Origin of the sequence: Caloranaerobacter ferrireducens, assembly GCF_001730685.1 — a bacterium.
In the GTDB taxonomy this organism is placed as follows: domain Bacteria; phylum Bacillota; class Clostridia; order Tissierellales; family Thermohalobacteraceae; genus Caloranaerobacter; species Caloranaerobacter ferrireducens.
Window position 1 is genome coordinate 711,199 of the sequence record NZ_MDJR01000001.1, and the last position, 16,573, is coordinate 727,771.

Here is a 16,573-nt window from a genome sequence, read left to right on the forward strand (position 1 = left end):
ATTTAGGTTAGGGGTGAATATATGCCCGTCTATAGATATAAAGCAGTGACCTTTGATGGTAAGAAGATACAAGGACAATATAATGCAAGTTCAAAGATAGAAGTTATTAATATGTTAAAATCAGATAACATTTATCCGATTGAGATTGATGAAGTAATAGGCAGTAAGGATATAAAAGATTTAAAAATATTTAATAGAATAAAAATCAAAGATATTGCTGTATTTTGTAGACAATTTTATACAATGTTAAATTCAGGGGTTACTATTGTAAATTGTTTAGAAGTGCTTAGAAATCAGGCTGAAAATAAAAAATTGAAAAAGACTTTAGGACAAGTTTTTGAGTCAGTTCAAAAAGGAATGACATTATCTGAGTCCTTAAAAAGTCATAAAGAAGTATTTCCAGAATTATTGATAAATATGGTTGAAGCAGGAGAAGTAAGTGGTAATCTAGATACGATAATGGATAGAATGGCTACCCATTATGAAAAAGAGAATAAAATTAGTAATAAAATAAAAAGCGCAATGATATATCCAATAATCTTAAGTATTGTAGCAACAGTAGTAGTAGTTTTTTTATTGACAGTAGTAATGCCTACATTTGTATCAATGTTTCAACAAAGTGGTGCAACGTTACCTGCTCCAACGCTTATTTTATTAGGGATTAGTGATATAATAAAAAACTATTGGTATCTAATTATAACATTAATTATAATTTTAATATATTTCTTTAAAAAGTATTATGAAACTGAAAAAGGAAGATTATATATTGATAATTTGAAACTTAAAATTCCTATTTTAAATAACCTAATAAGAAAAATTACTACAAGCAGGTTTACAAGGACATTATCAACATTATTAGCTAGTGGAGTTCCTTTAATAAAGGCTTTAGAAATAGTTTCAAAAATAGTTGGCAATAGAGTAGTAGAAGAAGGTCTAAATAGAGTTAAAGACGAAGTTAGAAGAGGATTGGATTTAGCATCACCTATAGAAAAAATGGGGATTTTTCCACCTATGGTTGTATCTATGATAAAAATTGGTGAAGAATCAGGTTCACTTGATGAAATTTTGGACAAGACTGCAAATTTTTATGATGATGAGGTAGAGGCTTCTCTACAGAAATTGACTTCACTAATAGAACCGATAATGATTATTATTATGGCCTTAATAGTAGGATTTATAGTAATTTCAATGGTACTACCTATGTTTGATATGATTAATACTGTAAGGTTTTAGTGAAAGGAGGTGAAATAAAATGATAAAAGCTATAAATAAAAGATTAAGAAATAAAAAGGGATTTACTTTGATAGAGTTAGTTGTAGTTGTAGCTGTACTAGGTATTATATCAGCTCTGGTAATACCAAGATTTACAAATATAACGGATAGTGCTAAAGCTAATGTAGATGAACAAAACAGAAAATTATTGCAAAATGCGATTGAGTTATATGCAGCAGAAAATGGGAACTATCCAAGTAGTGATGAAGATATTGATAAGCTTATCAGTGATTATCTAGATCAAGTACCTGAAGTACAATCAGCTGATAATAAAGCTTTCTTTTTTAACAAGAATACAAATAGAGTAGAAATTAAAGCTGATGATTTTAGTGATGATGATTATTTGAAAATTGAGTAAACTAACATGACAATTAAAAGATAGGTGTTATTATGATTGTAGTATTTGCAATTGGCCTAATTATAGGTTCATTTCTTAATGTATGCATATATAGAATACCAAAAGGAGAATCAATAGTTTATCCGCCTTCTCATTGTACAAGCTGTAATACAAGGCTAAAAGTGTTTGATTTGATACCTGTATTTAGTTATTTGTTAAATAAGGGTAGGTGTAGATACTGTGGGGAGTATATTTCCCTACAGTATCCATTTATAGAATTACTTAATGGACTAATTTATTTATTGCTATTTTATAAATTTGGGGTATGTTTTGATTTGATTAGATATTTATTTTTAACAAGTTTACTTATAATAATTGGTTTTATAGACTATAAACACAAAATCATTCCTGATAGTGTTTTATTGTTTGGCTTTTTTACTACACTTATTTTTAAATTATTATATTATTCTAAAGTGGAATTATTAAATAGTATTTTAGGACTATTGATTGGTGGTTTGATATTTTTAATTATTGCGATTGTATCTCATGGAGGAATGGGTGGCGGAGATATTAAACTTATTGCGTTATTAGGATTTTTCTTTGGTTGGGAACATTTACTTTTATTAATGTTCTTGTCTTTCGTAATTGGTGCATTTTTCTCGATCGTGCTGTTATTGCTAAGAATTAAAGATAGGAAAGATTTTATACCATTTGGACCGTTTATTTCTATTGCTGCTATTATTACTATATTTTATGGTGATATTTTAATTTCATATTATATAAATTACTTTTTAAATTATATGGGGTGAAAATATTGTTTACTAAAGAAGTTATTTCAATGGATATAGGAACAAGATATATTAAGATTGCTATAGGCAAAGAGAAAAATGGCTCCATTATTATTAAAAATGCTTTTAAACTTGATACACCTACAAATTCTATTAAAGATGGCAATATATTAGATTTAAATTCTATTAAGAGTTTAATAAGCAAAAAAATACTAGAAGAAAAGGTTAAAGCCAAAAGAGTAATTGTTACAGTGCAAAGTTCATCTATAATAAAAAGAGAATTAGTATTACCTAAAGTTAAAGAAGAAGAGCTTAATTCTATTGTCAATATTGAAATTGAACAATATTTACCTATTATGTTAAGTGATTATTTAATAGATTATAAAGTATTAGAGGAGTTTGAGGAAGATAATGTAAAGAAAGTTAGGATACTAGTTGTTATTGCCCCAAAAGCTTTAGTTGAAAGATATTTAAAACTTATAAAAGAACTGAATTTGAAACCATATGTTTTGGATGTTAATTCAAATGTAATTTCTAAGTTGTTTAGTTCAGATATGTTAATAAATAGCGAAAATTACAGTTTTGATAAGACTGTTGCAGTTATAGATTTAGGCAATGAGCAAATCAATGTAAATATTATATCAAGAGGAATTTTGTCGTTTAGTAGACTAATAAATAATGGTGGAAGAGAATTGGATATAAATATTGCAAATTCATTTAATTTAAATCTTATTGAAGCTGAGAAAAGAAAAATTGAAACAATAGATTTGTTTGAAAATGAAATAGATATGACGTCTACACAGGTTCTTAATAACGTCGCTAGAAATACTATAGATATTTGGATAGAAGAAATTGATAAAATATTTAATTACTATACAAGCAGAAGTTTAGGAAATAAAATAGATTGTATATATTTATATGGGGGTAGCTCTAATATAAAAGGTATAGAAGATTACTTTGCCAAAAAATTAAATATAATTACTAAAAAGATTTCAGATGTAGGCTTAGTGAATGTAAATAATGAGATAAATGATAAAGAAATTTCGATTTTCTTAAATAGTGTAAGTGCTATTATTAGAAGATAGTAGGTGAGTTAATGAAAGATATAAATTTATTTTCTTATTATGTTAATAATAAGTGGATTTACAAAAAAAGGTTCTTTTATATAAGTATAATTGCTGCAATAATATTTATCTTATTAACTACTACAACTTTAATTAATGTGTATAGAATTAAAAGCTTAAGAAACGAAATAAAAATGTTGGAAAGCTATTTGGAATCTGAAGACATTAAAGAAAAACTAGCTGAAATAGAAAAGAGAAACAATAGATTTAAAATCATGAAACAATATTATAATACTTTAGTCGATATCAACAAGAAATTAAAAGAGCAAGACATTATAAATACTGATTTTTTAGAAAAAATTACTTCTACGTTACCTAAGGATGTATATTTAAATGTTATGAATATAAGTTTAGATAATCTACAAATACAAGGAGTTGCAGATTCTAGAATTTCTATTGCCAAGTTACAACATAACTTAAGAGAACTTGGTTTATTTAGTAAAGTAGTGATAATAAATATAAATGAAGAAAGAGGACAAAATAGATATATTTTTTCGCTAAAATGTGTTTTAAAGGGAAGTGAAGGTTAATGAAACTAAGCAAAAGAGAAAAGCACCTTCTAATAATATTACTTTTTACTATTTTGATAGCTATATATTACAAAATAGTCATTAGTGATCAATTAAAGAAGATAAATGATTTAGAGCAAACTGCAAAAATTTATAGAACTAAAGTAAAAAATGTAAAAATAGAGCTGGAAAATGAAGTGAATCAGGATGTTGAATATAAAATACTCAATGAAAAAATTATAAATTTATCTAGTATGCTGTTACCTGAGATGTTTCAAGAAAAAATTATAATTAGCATTGATGAGATGATAAAAAAATCAAATATTAGTGGGAATATATTAAATTTTAGTGGTCCTAATATTGATACTGTTAGTGAAGAAAGAGAGAATAGAGAAGATGAAGAATATTTAATAAAGAAACTGGTAGAAGAATATTATGATTTAAGCAAAAAAATAAATAAAAATAGAAAAGAAGAAAATGAAAATACTAAAGCTGATGTTGAAACTAAAGAAAATAGAGTAGAAAAGATGACAATGGACATTTTTTATACTGGTAGATACGAAAACTTAGTAAAGTTTATTGATTTAATACAAAATTATGATAAAAAATTGCTTATTAAAAATTTGAATATTATAAGAAATTCAGACAATGAAATTTCAGGGAATATAAAAATTGACTTTTTTGCTGTACCTTTATTGAATCTAGTTTATGATGATTTTACAGTTTGGAATTTTGAAGATAACTATGGAAAGCAAAATCCTTTTTATTCAAGTAAAGTTAATACTGGAATAGGAAAAGCTAACGAATCTAATGAGATATCTTATGATTTTGCAATGAATGTTAAGCCATATAATTCAGATTTACCAACAGTTACATTAGGTAAAACTAATGATTCTCAAAGGAAAACTTATGTATATGCTGATAATCCTTTAGTTGAAGATGTAGAAATTTATTTTTCAGAATCAGAAGGAAAATATTTTTTCAAATATAAGACGAATAGAGACAAATATCCTAACGATTTTAATAAATGGGTTGAATTCATTCCATTGAGTAACTCAATAAATATTATTATATATACACATAAAAGAAATTCTGAAAATGATATGTCTGGAGTAAATATTAAATTATATAATGAGACGGATAAACGTGTTTTTATTAGAATTACTGGTGACGATCTATATAGACCAAGAGTCAATGTAGTAGGTGAATCTGGATTAGTAGATGTTGTGAGGGATTAATATGTGGCTTAAAAATGGGATAAATAAAGAAGCAGGTCTAACTTTAATAGAAGTGTTAATAACTATATCAATTCTTGGTATAATAATTATTCCATTATCTTCATTTTTCATAACTTCAGCAAAAATTAATAAAGAATCAGGAGATAAATTTAAAGCTACATTAATAGCCCAGAAATTTATGGAAGATATTAAATTATCAGATAGTATAATGGAAGGACAAACGCAATACAATATTGAAAATTATAATGTTATAGTAAATATAACTAATATTACAGATTTCTCAGAATATGAAAGCAGTAGTTTCTATGATACTATTGATTATGATATCAAAATCCAAATAGATAAAGATAATGAGAATTATATTTCAATATATGATAAGAATGATAACTTATTAGCAAAAGATTATATTAATGTACAAGCTAAAATAGATATTGAAATGATAGATTCATTTATAACTGTTAAAATTTTTGACAACAACACTTTATTAAGTACTATAAATTTGAATAATTATGGCAATGAAGGGGAGTTGATTCTGGAAATATTAGGAGAAATGAATTTTGTAATAAATAGTAAGAATCAAACAGAAAATGATTTGATTTTATATTTTTGTAAAAGTGATGATTTAACTTCAAATTATACTTTTTATAATTTGGGTGGGAAGGTAACTAGATATGAAAATATTTTAATATTAAATAATGAAAGTGAAAGTAACTTAAAAGGACTATATCAAGTTGATGTAGAAGTAAGAAAAGATGGATATACATTAGAAAGAATTAAAGGCTATAAGTTACTTGATAATTAGGAAGTGAAACTATGTTTAAATATATAGCTAACAACAAAGGTTCGACTTTAGTATTTTTAATGATAATTATGACGGTATTAATTCTACTTGGTGTTACTATACTGACTATTTCAGTAACTAATTTCAAATTTAAAATGACTAATAGTAAAGTAAAAAAGAATTTTTATATGACAGAAGCAGGATTAGATGAAGTTTACATTATAACAAAAAATTTAATTATAGAAGCTATTGGAGAAGGAAATAAATCAGTAGAGGATTTTATAAAAAATTTAGACCTAGGGGAAGGGAGTATATACATAAAAGAAGATGGAACGATTGATTTAGAAACTTTAAATCAAGCACAAAATGAGTTATTCAAGGATGCTTATAAAACATATGTATTAAACAATATTAAAAATAGATTAGAGAATTCTAATAATTATACACTTGAATCAGATGGTACTAAACCGCAAATTCGTATATTGAACGATATTTTTAGCTTTTCTGAGGACAAGCTTGAACTAGATATAGAATCTACTTTTATAAAGGATGAAATTGAGAAAAAAATAAAAATTTCATTGATTATAAATACACCAAATTACAATGAGCCTATTTATATTACATCAACAGTAAATGAAATACCTATTAATACAGTTTGGGAAAAAGTTATTTCTTCTGATGGTAATATGTTAATTGACAGTGGAAATGTAAAAATTAACGGAGATATATTTGTAAAGGGCATAAATAAAAGTGGTGGAATAACATTGGAAGGCTCTGATGTAACTCTTAATGTTAATGGGAATATAATTACAGATTACAACTTTAAAATAAATTCATCAAACAACAATATTGAGCTTAATGGTAATATTTTTGCAAAAAATTTTATAATTAGTGAAGATACCAATAATACAGTAGTAAGTCAGGATGAGGGCTCTTTTTATCTAATGGATGACTTGGAATTAAATGGTAACAATTGTATAGTAGATATTAAAGGTAATTTTTATGGTATATCTGACAGTTCAGATGCTTCAGATTCAGATCAATCAAGTAGCATTGTTATAAATACGAATGACATTGGAAATGGTTCAAGACTGAATATTAATGGTAACGTTATAATACATGGTTCATCTTTTATAAATACTTATGGTGGAAAGTATCAAACTGGAGAATCAATATCTATAAAAGGAAATTATATAGCTTATACATATCCTTTACAAGAGTTAGGAGATAGAGGGGAAGATAAAGAGAGTTTGAAAAGTAATAATGTAGTTTTTGAATATTATGACCCTTTAGTATTAGTAGATAGATTTGTAAATGGAGAAAAGTTATTAGTTCAGGATAAAAGTGACTATATTAAGTTCTATAATGATGAATATCAACAATCAAGTAGTTTAAATTTAGGAGAAGGTATAACATTAGATGAATCTAAAAGTTTAATTCATACAGGAGCTCTAGTATATGACGGTAAGATTATTCCTAGTAATATAAAAGTTGAAGATCAAGGAGTTATAAATGAAAAGCGTGCTACATTTGATTTGTATGTAAATAAAATGGGTGATGAATCCATCCAATTAGAAAAAATTACGGTGAATGATCAAATAGATTATACAAAGATAATAAATAAAATTGAATATAATTCAGAAAAAAAAGAGTTAATTATCCTAGATAAAGATAATGAGGATTTTGCAATAATAGGACCTAATGGAGATGAGTCTGTTTTACCAGAAAGTATAACTAAGGTTTTAATAGATAATGGTTCAGTTAAAGGAATAATAATAACCAATGGTGATCTTTATTTATTAGGTGAAATTGACTTTATAGGCTCAATTATAACAACTGATAATATTTATATTTATAATAATGGTATAAAAAAATTTAATCACAATACTAATATTGTTTCAAAGTTAATTTATGAAAATAATATTACAAATATATTTAAAAATAATTCAAACAATAAAATAGCTTTAGAGAGTGATATAAATATTAATAAAACAGAGAAGGGAAATGGTATACAAGTTGCAGATTTAATAGAAGTTAGCAATTGGAAACTTATAAGATAAATGATAGGTGATTAGTATATGAGACTGATAAATAGAAAAGGGTTTACAGTTTTAGAACTCTTGATTTCATTAGCGTTTGCTAGTTTATTAATACTAATGATATCTACATTATTTTTAACGAATATCAATTCTTATAATAAAGAGGATGTTATTTTAGAACTTCAATATCAAGGGCAAATAGTTTTAAATTATTTTTCAGATAGAGTTATGGAGGCTAAGGGGATTATAGAAATAGTAGATATAAATAATATTGATTCATTAAATAGAGATTCCGAAATTAACATCAAAAAAGTTATATTTAGAACTAATGATAATGGAGTTATTTTTGAAGTTAAGTCTAATAATAAGTTTTTTTACGGTGAAGGTCTTGCTGGTTCAGCAACAACAGAAATTGCTGATTATATAGAGTCAATTATTTTAAAACCTTTGCCAATAGGGAAAAAATTTTCAGAAGCTGATGGTACAGAAATAACAGTAAATTTAAGAAAAGGAAATATTATTGAAAGCTATAATACTAAAGTGTTTTTTAGAAATAAGAATTAACGGGTGGCGATAATATGTTTAAGAAATTAATTACATCTTTCTTAGTAATTACTGTGATTTTCAATTTAGTAATAGTTGATAAATATACATTTGCAGAATTTAAAGAAGAAGTAAAAGCACCAATCAATTTAATAAGAAATTTAGATAAAAATCAATATCAAATAGGAGAAGAATTTATTATTAGCTATACGATACAACCTCAAAATTTATCAATCGATAATGTGTATCCAGAATATTACCTCAAGGACAAAGAGATAGTTTTAGTCATGGATGTTTCGGGTAGTATGAAAGATAAGATTAATATGAATCAAAGTAAAGAAATAATAGAAATAAGAGAGCACATTGAAAAGATAACAAATATTTTAGAAACAAAAAGAATAGCAAGTATACCAGTTACTTTCATAAGAAGGAATGCAGTAGATATAGAAAATATGCTGAAAAGTATAGAAGAGAATTTAGAATCCATCAAAAGAAATGTAGGGAAAGTAAAAGTTAATAACAAAAAAATAAATAAAGAAATAGAGGACATAGATAATAATATTGCCAGCATAAGAAATAATTTAAAAGAAATAGAAGTTAATAAAAAAGTTATAAAAAATATAAGAAAGATAAGAAATAGTATAAGAAATATAATGGAAAGTATAAATAAAGTAAAAAAATTTTTAAAAATTAATAAAACAACAAGAATAGAAGCGATGAAGTTTGTAACAAAGCGTTTTTTAGAAAAATTAAAAGATGATGATAGAGTAAAAGTTAGTTTAATACCTTATGATACAAGAGCTTGGGATTCAAGTTATGAAGGTAAAGAATTTGCAGACTTATCTAATAATAAGCATTATAATGAATTAATTAAAGATATAGATAGTTTACAACCTTATGGCGGTACTAATATAGGTGACGGTTTAAGGAAAGCTTATTATAAACTAAAAAATTCAACTAACAAAAGTGCTAGAAAGTATTTAATACTGATGACTGATGGGGAGCCTACAGCTTATAGTTTTAAGAATCGTATGTATTATTTTGGTGATGGTAATAATTACTATACTTGGGGTGGCAGTATTGCTGATTATTGGGATTTAAAGTATGCAAAATTAGTTGGAGAAAAATTGATAAGAAAAGGCGGATTAGAGATCAAATCGTTTATGATAGGTTTTAGTAATGATACAAATCTAGTTAAGCTAAAACAAATAGCTGATAGTTCAGGTGGATACTTTAAAAAGGCAGAAGATGGAGATGTATTAGATGAAGTATATCAATCTTTAGCAGACGAAATTTGTAGTGACTTGCCAATACATAATGTATTTTTTAAAGAAACGATACCAGATGGGTTTGAGATATTAAGTGCATCAGAAGGATTAAAAGTTGAAGATAATACTGTAATTGGTAATATTGGAAGTATAACATATAAATTAGATAAAGAGCGAAAAGAGTTCATAGCTGAGCCAATATATTTTTGGATAAAAGTAAAAGCAAATAAAGTAGGAAAATATCAATTGGGAAATATAGAAGGTGAAAATAAATCATATGTTAGCTATAAAGATATAGATGGAAAGGAAAGAATTAGGTATTTTCCCGTAATTGATATATCAGTTTATGAGACAGAACCTCCTATTTTAGATGCAGAATTAATTTTTGAAACTGATTCTGTAAATAAAGTATTAAATATTTCAGTAAATGAGCCATCTTTTATTGAAGTATTGTACAATGATGAAGTCATAAATACTATTGATTGTAGAGAAGATTCTTTTGAAATTGATGAAATAAAAGAATTTATGATAAATTTACAACAAGATATTCAAAACAACAGTTTGATTATAACAGCTACAGATTTATCAGGAAATAAGGTTATAGAGACAGTGCCTTATTTATGTTTAGATTCAATAAATTTAGAGGAGTATGAGCATAATGATTTAGAAAGACCTGTTTGGCTAGGGTTATCAACAGAAGAGAATTCAATTATAGAAGAAATTCTAATAAATGGGGTTAAGGTTCAGGAAAATAAAGTTACTGATAAAGGGGTTTATGCAGCTAATGTTGTTTTAATAGATGGATTGAATGAGATTTTAGTGAAAGCGAGGAATCAATATAATAATATAATTTATAAAACTTTTAGAATAGATGTTGACGCAAAATCACCTCTAATAGATACTGAGTTAAAGGATTTCAAATTAATAACTAATTTTGATGAAAAAGTTGAAAAGGTATGGCTTGAATCCGATTTAAACAATGATGAAGTTATTTCTGAAGATGAGATTTTCGATAATAGTAACATCAATATCCTATATAATGAAATTAATACAAAAGCGGAGATTACATTGACTGAAAAATTTTCTAATAAGCAAATAAAAATAAAGGCTAAAGATTTAAATGGTAATATTGGATTTATAACTCTAAATTTACCTAAATTGAATAGAATTATAGGCCATGGGATTCTAGTAAATGGTGTTCAATTAAAGAAATATGAAGACAATAGTATTAATATTGTGAATGGTTATGAAGTTAAATTTGGTATTATTTTTAGGATAGATAGTGAAGCAGATACTTTAACTTTACATTTAAATAAAGATAGGATTAATAAAGTTAAGTTACTAGGGGAACTTAAATTTGATATATATATAATTAATGAAGGTTCTATTGTACGTAAAGTAACAATAAATCAACAGGATATAAATATACAATCTAGTGATAATGAAATAATTGTGAATATTGACTTGGGAAAGTATAGTGATATTTTTGAAAGTAAATTATTATTGGTATATACATTTAGACCTTTAGTTGAGAATTTAGATACAGAAGGCCTTAGTATTTTAAATAGATTTTCTATAAATGATAGTGTAAAAGATTTAGAGATTAATATAAAACCTTTACCTAAAATCGAGTAAAGTTAGGTAGGTGTAATAATTGATTTTTAACTCAAAAGAAATTAAAGGTTTAACTGTCATAGAATTGCTAGTTGTGCTTACTTTAATATCTTTAGTACTATTAATAGTTATTCCTAAAATAAAAATTAATGACTATGAATTATTGGAACAAGGTAAAATGTTATGTAATGACATTCGAAATATTAGAATGTTAAGAATGGCGGAAGGTGGAGCTTATAGAATATTACTAGAGGAAAAAAGTTATAGAGTATTAAAAGGTACAATCCAAATTAATAAAGTAGATTTAAAAGATAATTATAAATTAATTTATTCTCAAAGTGAGATTATGTTCAATCTAAATGGTGCTCCAACTTATGGAGGTACTACGATAAGGCTACTTGATTTAGAAACAAATAGATACTGTGAAATAACAATCGTACCTGCAAGTGGGAGGATACTAATGACAGATATAAAAGATTAATTGTAAGAGGTGATTAAATGAAGTTATACAATTATATGGAAGATGTTGTTGTTAGAATGATAGATTTAGTAATTGAAAAATATCCAAAAGTTTGTAAATGTAAAAAATGCAAGTTGGATATTGCGGCCATTGCATTAAATAATTTACCACCAAGATATATAGTTACTGAAAAAGGAGAACTATTTACAAAAGTAGATGGTATGGAAGTACAGTTTGATGTAGATGTTTTGAAAGAAGTTACAAAGGCGATTGAAATAGTTTCAAAAAAACCGAAACATGATAGTGATATATGGTGATAAAATGAAAAAAAAGAATATAGTTTTAATAGGATTTATGGGTACTGGTAAAACTTATATTGGTAAGCATATTTCGAAAAAACTAAATATGGAATTTTATGATACTGACAGTATAATTGAAAGAGATTGTGAATGTAGAATAAGTTATATATTCGAAAAATATGGTGAAAGTTATTTTAGAAAAATTGAAAGTAAAGTTATATCAAAAATATCTAAAAAGGAAAACATAGTGATTTCAACTGGTGGTGGAATAGTATTAAATAAAAGTAATATAGAAATACTTAAGGAAAAGGGGATTATATTTCTTTTAGATGGTAATTTTAATACAATTATTAATAATCTATATGGTAATATAGAAAAAAGACCTTTATTAAAAGGTACAGATTGGGAGAAAAAAGCTGTAGAGCTTTTTTTAAGAAGAAAAGAACTGTATTATAATAGTGCAGATTATATTATTAACATAGATAATAAAAATAGAGATGTCATTGCTGAAGAAATTATAAATATTTATAATTTGCAAAAGTAGTTATAAAGTTATTCTATTCAAAGAATTGGATTTATGGTAATATATAATAAGAATGTTTAAGGATGTGTTTTTCAAATATGAAGAAGATATTAGTTATACATGGACCAAACCTAAATATGCTTGGATTTAGAGATAAAAGAATATATGGAAATATTAATTTAGAAAATCTTAACGAAATGATTAAAAACAAAGGTAGAGATTTAGGTGTAGAAGTTGAAACTTTTCAATCAAATTATGAAGGAGATATTATTGATAAAATACATATTGCTAAAGATTATTACGATGGAATAATAATTAATCCTGGAGCGTATACACATTACAGTATTGCAATTAGAGATGCAATAGAAATATTGGATATTCCAACAATAGAAGTGCATTTGACAAACATTTATAAAAGAGAGGAATTTAGACATAAGTCAGTGATAGCTCCAGTTTGTACAGGTCAAATATGTGGACTAGGTTATTTAGGATATATTATAGCTATAGAAGCACTATATGAAATTATTGCTGGAGGTGATAAATCTGATAGTCAATAATGTAAGAATTGAAAAATTAAAGAAACACATGAAAGAAGTTAATATAGATTCTGTAATTATTTTCAAGCCAGAAAATAGAAGATATATAAGTGGGTTTACAGGAACTTCAGGATATGTAATAATAACTGGCGAAGAAAATTATGTAGCTACTGATTTTAGATATCTAGAACAGGTGAGTAAGCAATGTGAAGGATTCAAAGTAATTGAATTAAATTCAGTACATACAATTTTTGATGTATTAAACGAATTAAAAGTTAAAAGGCTAGGTATTGAGGATAATTTTGTAACTTTGCAATTTGTTAATAATTTAGAAGAAAAATGTAGCAATATAAACATAGTACCACTTAATGGAGCTTTAGAAAATATAAGAATGATAAAAGATAAAGAAGAAATTGAACTAATAAAAAGCGCAGCTGAAATTACAGATAAAGCATTTAATCATATATTAGATTTTATTAAGGTTGGAGTAAAAGAGTTAGATATAGCTATAGAGTTAGAATATTTTATGAAAAAACTAGGTGCAGAAGGACCTTCATTTAAATTTATAATAGCATCAGGAAAAAGGTCTGCAATGCCACATGGAGTAGCTTCTGATAAAATAATTGAAGAAGGTGATTTTGTAACTATTGATATAGGGTGTATTTATAAAGGATATTGTTCTGACATGACTAGAACTATTGTTATGGGGAAAGCTAATGAAAAGCAGAAAAAAATATATAATATTGTACTGGAAGCTCAAAAAGAGTCGCTTAAGGCAATAAAACCAGGTATAAAAGGTTTTGAAGTAGATAAAATAGCAAGAGATATTATTGATAGTTATGGTTATGGAGAATGTTTCGGGCATGGTTTAGGTCATGGAGTTGGTTTAGAGATCCATGAAAATCCGAGACTTGCACAAAATGAAATGGGTAAAATAGTTTTAAAACCAGGTATGATTATTACAGATGAACCTGGTATATACATACCTAACTTTGGAGGAGTTAGGATCGAGGATTTAGTTTTAGTTACAGAAGATGGCTATAAAGTGCTGTCTAAAACAACAAAAGAATTAATAGAAATAAGTTAATGGGAGGTATTGTAATGATTTCAGCAGGAGATTTTAGAAAAGGTCTAACTTTTGAAATGGACGGTGAAATTTATCAAGTTATTGACTTTCAACATGTTAAACCTGGAAAAGGTGCAGCTTTTGTTAGAACAAAAATTAAAAATTTAAAAACTGGTGCAATTAAAGATATTGCTTTCAATCCATCTGATAAGTTCCCTAAAGCTCATATTGAAACAAAAGAAATGCAATATCTTTATAATGATGGGGAATTATATTATTTTATGGATACTGAAACATATGAACAAATACCATTAAATTATGATAAAGTAGAGCATGCATTAAAGTATATTAAAGAAAATGATGTAGCAGTTATGAGATTCCATGAAGGTAAGCCGTTTGAGGTAGTACCTCCTAATTTTGTTGAGTTAGTTGTTACGCATACAGAACCAGGAGTTAAGGGAGATACTGCAACAGGTGGAACAAAGCCAGCTACTGTTGAAACTGGAGCTGTAGTACAAGTTCCATTATTCATAAATATTGGGGATAAAATAAAGATTGACACTAGAACAGGTGAGTATTTATCAAGAGTATAGGCAATAATAATTTTAAGATTAACAAATAAAATAGGAGGTGCATCTCATGGATTACTTATATGAGAAGATTGCTTATCTAAGAGGATTAGCTGAAGGACTTGATATTGATGAATCAACAAAAGAAGGCAGATTACTTATGCATATTATTGATACTTTAGAAGATTTTTCAGATGCGATTAGTGAGCTATATGAAGAACAAGAGGAATTAGAAGAGTATGTAGATGCAATTGATGAGGATTTAACTGAAGTAGAGGATGAATTGTTTGGTGAAATTGACGAAGATGATTTATTTGATGATGATTTTCTATATGATGAAGAAGATGATATAGATTATGTAGAAATACAATGCCCAAGTTGTAATGAAATGATATATTTTGAAAGAGACCTTTTAGATGAAGAAGATACAGAATGCCCAAATTGTCACGCAACAATAGAATTAAAAGATAAATAATTAAAGCCTGATGTCTAAGACATCAGGCTTTAATTATTTATCTAATATTTTAATATATTAATCATATTATTTAATATTATTCATACTTATTTATAAAGGGGGGACAGGTTATGAAAGAACAAATGATTAAAGTTTATGAAAATAATTTATATAAAAAAACAGATGGATTTGAACAGATATTAAGATATTTAGACCTTGACTTATCAAACATTTTGAAAAAGATACCTTTATTAACTAGAAAACGTGTTGAAGAAATAAGACTAAGAATAGGCAGACCTTTAGCTATTAATTATGATGGAAAAGATTTATTTATAAAAGATAATGGTGCTTTAACAGAAAATGTATATGATGCTTATATAGTAAATGAAAAGAATATTAAAAATACTTTTCAATTAATAAGTAATTATTCAATATATGCTTTTGAGGAAGAGATTCGAAATGGATTTATTACAATTAGTGGTGGGCATAGAATTGGTATTACTGGAAAAGTATTATATAGAAATAACAATATTTATACAATAAAAGAAATTTCATCTTTAAATATAAGAATAGCTCGTGAAAAAAAAGGTGTATCTGATAGAGTTATTAAATACGTAATTAAAAATAAAAACACAATATATAATACTTTGATTGTTTCTCCTCCACAATGTGGAAAAACAACATTACTCAGGGATTTGATTAGGAATTTGAGTAATGGCATTCCTAAATTAAATTTTCATGGTTTAAAAATAGGGGTTGTTGATGAAAGAACTGAAATAGCAGGTATTTATAAAGGTTATCCACAAAAGGATATTGGTCTTAGAACGGATGTATTGGATAGTTGCCGTAAACATGATGGTATGATGCTCTTATTAAGATCAATGTCTCCAAATGTAATTGCTACAGATGAATTAGGAGAAGAGAAAGATATTGTTGCTATTCACCAAGCTTTAAAAGCAGGGGTTAAGATTATTTCAACAGTACATGGTGAAAGTATTAATGATCTACTAACAAGACCTTATTTAAAACAGATTTTAAAAGAGAATATATTTGAGAGAATTATATTATTAAGTAATAGAAAAGGTGTAGGAACAATAGAGGATATCATAGATGGTAAGACTTATAAATCAATTATTAAGAAAGAGGTATAGGT

At 26.2% G+C, this 16,573-nt stretch carries 18 protein-coding genes; all 18 read left to right on the top strand.

The features are described from left to right. Positions 1–21 precede the first annotated feature (21 nt). The 18 genes from BFN48_RS03445 (at position 22) to spoIIIAA (ending at position 16,571) form a co-directional block, all read left to right on the top strand. Positions 22–1,233, top strand: a complete 1,212-nt coding sequence (locus tag BFN48_RS03445; RefSeq protein ID WP_069649459.1) for a type II secretion system F family protein — start codon at positions 22–24, stop codon at positions 1,231–1,233. A 19-nt stretch (positions 1,234–1,252) separates the two neighbouring features. Continuing rightward, positions 1,253–1,630: a type II secretion system protein gene (locus BFN48_RS12755; protein WP_069649460.1), complete on the top strand. Its 378-nt coding sequence runs from the start codon at positions 1,253–1,255 to the stop codon at positions 1,628–1,630. A gap of 32 nt (positions 1,631–1,662) precedes the next feature. Continuing rightward, positions 1,663–2,418: a prepilin peptidase gene (locus BFN48_RS03455; protein WP_176718805.1), complete on the top strand. Its 756-nt coding sequence runs from the start codon at positions 1,663–1,665 to the stop codon at positions 2,416–2,418. A 5-nt stretch (positions 2,419–2,423) separates the two neighbouring features. Next, positions 2,424–3,482: a type IV pilus assembly protein PilM gene (pilM, locus tag BFN48_RS03460; protein WP_069649462.1), complete on the top strand. Its 1,059-nt coding sequence runs from the start codon at positions 2,424–2,426 to the stop codon at positions 3,480–3,482. 11 nt (positions 3,483–3,493) lie between these two features. Next, positions 3,494–4,051, top strand: coding sequence for a PilN domain-containing protein (locus BFN48_RS03465; protein WP_069649463.1), 558 nt, complete (start codon positions 3,494–3,496; stop codon positions 4,049–4,051). Next, a complete protein-coding gene (locus BFN48_RS03470; protein WP_069649464.1) occupies positions 4,051–5,268 on the top strand; it encodes a hypothetical protein in 1,218 nt (405 codons plus the stop codon). The genes BFN48_RS03465 and BFN48_RS03470 overlap by 1 nt, the downstream gene beginning before the upstream one ends. A 1-nt stretch (position 5,269) precedes the next feature. Next, positions 5,270–6,070 carry a prepilin-type N-terminal cleavage/methylation domain-containing protein gene (locus tag BFN48_RS03475; RefSeq protein WP_069649465.1) on the top strand — a complete coding sequence of 267 codons (801 nt, stop codon included), beginning with the start codon at positions 5,270–5,272 and terminating at the stop codon, positions 6,068–6,070. An 11-nt stretch (positions 6,071–6,081) separates the two neighbouring features. Further along, positions 6,082–8,109 (top strand): pilus assembly PilX N-terminal domain-containing protein, encoded by a 2,028-nt coding sequence (locus BFN48_RS03480; RefSeq protein ID WP_069649466.1) that lies wholly within the window; start codon positions 6,082–6,084, stop codon positions 8,107–8,109. 18 nt (positions 8,110–8,127) lie between these two features. Then, positions 8,128–8,652 (top strand): PilW family protein, encoded by a 525-nt coding sequence (locus BFN48_RS03485; protein ID WP_069649467.1) that lies wholly within the window; start codon positions 8,128–8,130, stop codon positions 8,650–8,652. A 14-nt stretch (positions 8,653–8,666) separates the two neighbouring features. Then, the gene (locus BFN48_RS03490) at positions 8,667–11,534 is read left to right on the top strand and encodes a vWA domain-containing protein (RefSeq protein ID WP_069649468.1); all 2,868 of its coding nucleotides are present in this window, start codon (positions 8,667–8,669) and stop codon (positions 11,532–11,534) included. Between the two features lie 19 nt (positions 11,535–11,553). Then, positions 11,554–11,994 (top strand): pilus assembly FimT family protein, encoded by a 441-nt coding sequence (locus tag BFN48_RS03495; RefSeq protein ID WP_069649469.1) that lies wholly within the window; start codon positions 11,554–11,556, stop codon positions 11,992–11,994. A 17-nt stretch (positions 11,995–12,011) separates the two neighbouring features. Next, entirely contained in the window at positions 12,012–12,290 is a 279-nt protein-coding gene (locus BFN48_RS03500; protein WP_069649470.1) for a late competence development ComFB family protein, read from the top strand. 4 nt (positions 12,291–12,294) lie between these two features. Beyond that, the gene (locus BFN48_RS03505; RefSeq protein ID WP_069649471.1) at positions 12,295–12,816 is read left to right on the top strand and encodes a shikimate kinase; all 522 of its coding nucleotides are present in this window, start codon (positions 12,295–12,297) and stop codon (positions 12,814–12,816) included. A gap of 77 nt (positions 12,817–12,893) precedes the next feature. Then, positions 12,894–13,352: a type II 3-dehydroquinate dehydratase gene (gene aroQ, locus BFN48_RS03510; protein WP_069649472.1), complete on the top strand. Its 459-nt coding sequence runs from the start codon at positions 12,894–12,896 to the stop codon at positions 13,350–13,352. Then, positions 13,312–14,418: a M24 family metallopeptidase gene (locus BFN48_RS03515; protein WP_069649473.1), complete on the top strand. Its 1,107-nt coding sequence runs from the start codon at positions 13,312–13,314 to the stop codon at positions 14,416–14,418. The genes aroQ and BFN48_RS03515 overlap by 41 nt, the downstream gene beginning before the upstream one ends. A 14-nt stretch (positions 14,419–14,432) precedes the next feature. Further along, complete coding sequence (efp, locus tag BFN48_RS03520; protein ID WP_054870146.1) at positions 14,433–14,990, top strand: elongation factor P; 558 nt, start codon at positions 14,433–14,435, stop codon at positions 14,988–14,990. A 46-nt stretch (positions 14,991–15,036) separates the two neighbouring features. Continuing rightward, on the top strand, positions 15,037–15,441 hold the full coding sequence (locus BFN48_RS03525; protein ID WP_069649474.1) for a CD1247 N-terminal domain-containing protein: 405 nt from the start codon (positions 15,037–15,039) through the stop codon (positions 15,439–15,441). Between the two features lie 110 nt (positions 15,442–15,551). After that, positions 15,552–16,571, top strand: coding sequence for a stage III sporulation protein AA (gene spoIIIAA, locus BFN48_RS03530; RefSeq protein WP_083238765.1), 1,020 nt, complete (start codon positions 15,552–15,554; stop codon positions 16,569–16,571). The last annotated feature ends 2 nt before the right edge of the window (positions 16,572–16,573 follow it).

What these genes read in the sequence shown, in the direction of transcription:
- BFN48_RS03445 (WP_069649459.1), top strand. Translation starts at nt 22, where the DNA reads ATGCCCGTCTATAGATATAAAGCAGTGACCTTTGATGGTAAGAAGATA.
- BFN48_RS12755 (WP_069649460.1), top strand. Translation starts at nt 1,253, where the DNA reads ATGATAAAAGCTATAAATAAAAGATTAAGAAATAAAAAGGGATTTACT.
- BFN48_RS03455 (WP_176718805.1), top strand. Translation starts at nt 1,663, where the DNA reads ATGATTGTAGTATTTGCAATTGGCCTAATTATAGGTTCATTTCTTAAT.
- BFN48_RS03465 (WP_069649463.1), top strand. Translation starts at nt 3,494, where the DNA reads ATGAAAGATATAAATTTATTTTCTTATTATGTTAATAATAAGTGGATT.
- BFN48_RS03470 (WP_069649464.1), top strand. Translation starts at nt 4,051, where the DNA reads ATGAAACTAAGCAAAAGAGAAAAGCACCTTCTAATAATATTACTTTTT.
- BFN48_RS03475 (WP_069649465.1), top strand. Translation starts at nt 5,270, where the DNA reads ATGTGGCTTAAAAATGGGATAAATAAAGAAGCAGGTCTAACTTTAATA.
- BFN48_RS03480 (WP_069649466.1), top strand. Translation starts at nt 6,082, where the DNA reads ATGTTTAAATATATAGCTAACAACAAAGGTTCGACTTTAGTATTTTTA.
- BFN48_RS03485 (WP_069649467.1), top strand. Translation starts at nt 8,128, where the DNA reads ATGAGACTGATAAATAGAAAAGGGTTTACAGTTTTAGAACTCTTGATT.
- BFN48_RS03490 (WP_069649468.1), top strand. Translation starts at nt 8,667, where the DNA reads ATGTTTAAGAAATTAATTACATCTTTCTTAGTAATTACTGTGATTTTC.
- BFN48_RS03500 (WP_069649470.1), top strand. Translation starts at nt 12,012, where the DNA reads ATGAAGTTATACAATTATATGGAAGATGTTGTTGTTAGAATGATAGAT.
- BFN48_RS03505 (WP_069649471.1), top strand. Translation starts at nt 12,295, where the DNA reads ATGAAAAAAAAGAATATAGTTTTAATAGGATTTATGGGTACTGGTAAA.
- aroQ (WP_069649472.1), top strand. Translation starts at nt 12,894, where the DNA reads ATGAAGAAGATATTAGTTATACATGGACCAAACCTAAATATGCTTGGA.
- BFN48_RS03515 (WP_069649473.1), top strand. Translation starts at nt 13,312, where the DNA reads ATGAAATTATTGCTGGAGGTGATAAATCTGATAGTCAATAATGTAAGA.
- efp (WP_054870146.1), top strand. Translation starts at nt 14,433, where the DNA reads ATGATTTCAGCAGGAGATTTTAGAAAAGGTCTAACTTTTGAAATGGAC.
- BFN48_RS03525 (WP_069649474.1), top strand. Translation starts at nt 15,037, where the DNA reads ATGGATTACTTATATGAGAAGATTGCTTATCTAAGAGGATTAGCTGAA.
- spoIIIAA (WP_083238765.1), top strand. Translation starts at nt 15,552, where the DNA reads ATGAAAGAACAAATGATTAAAGTTTATGAAAATAATTTATATAAAAAA.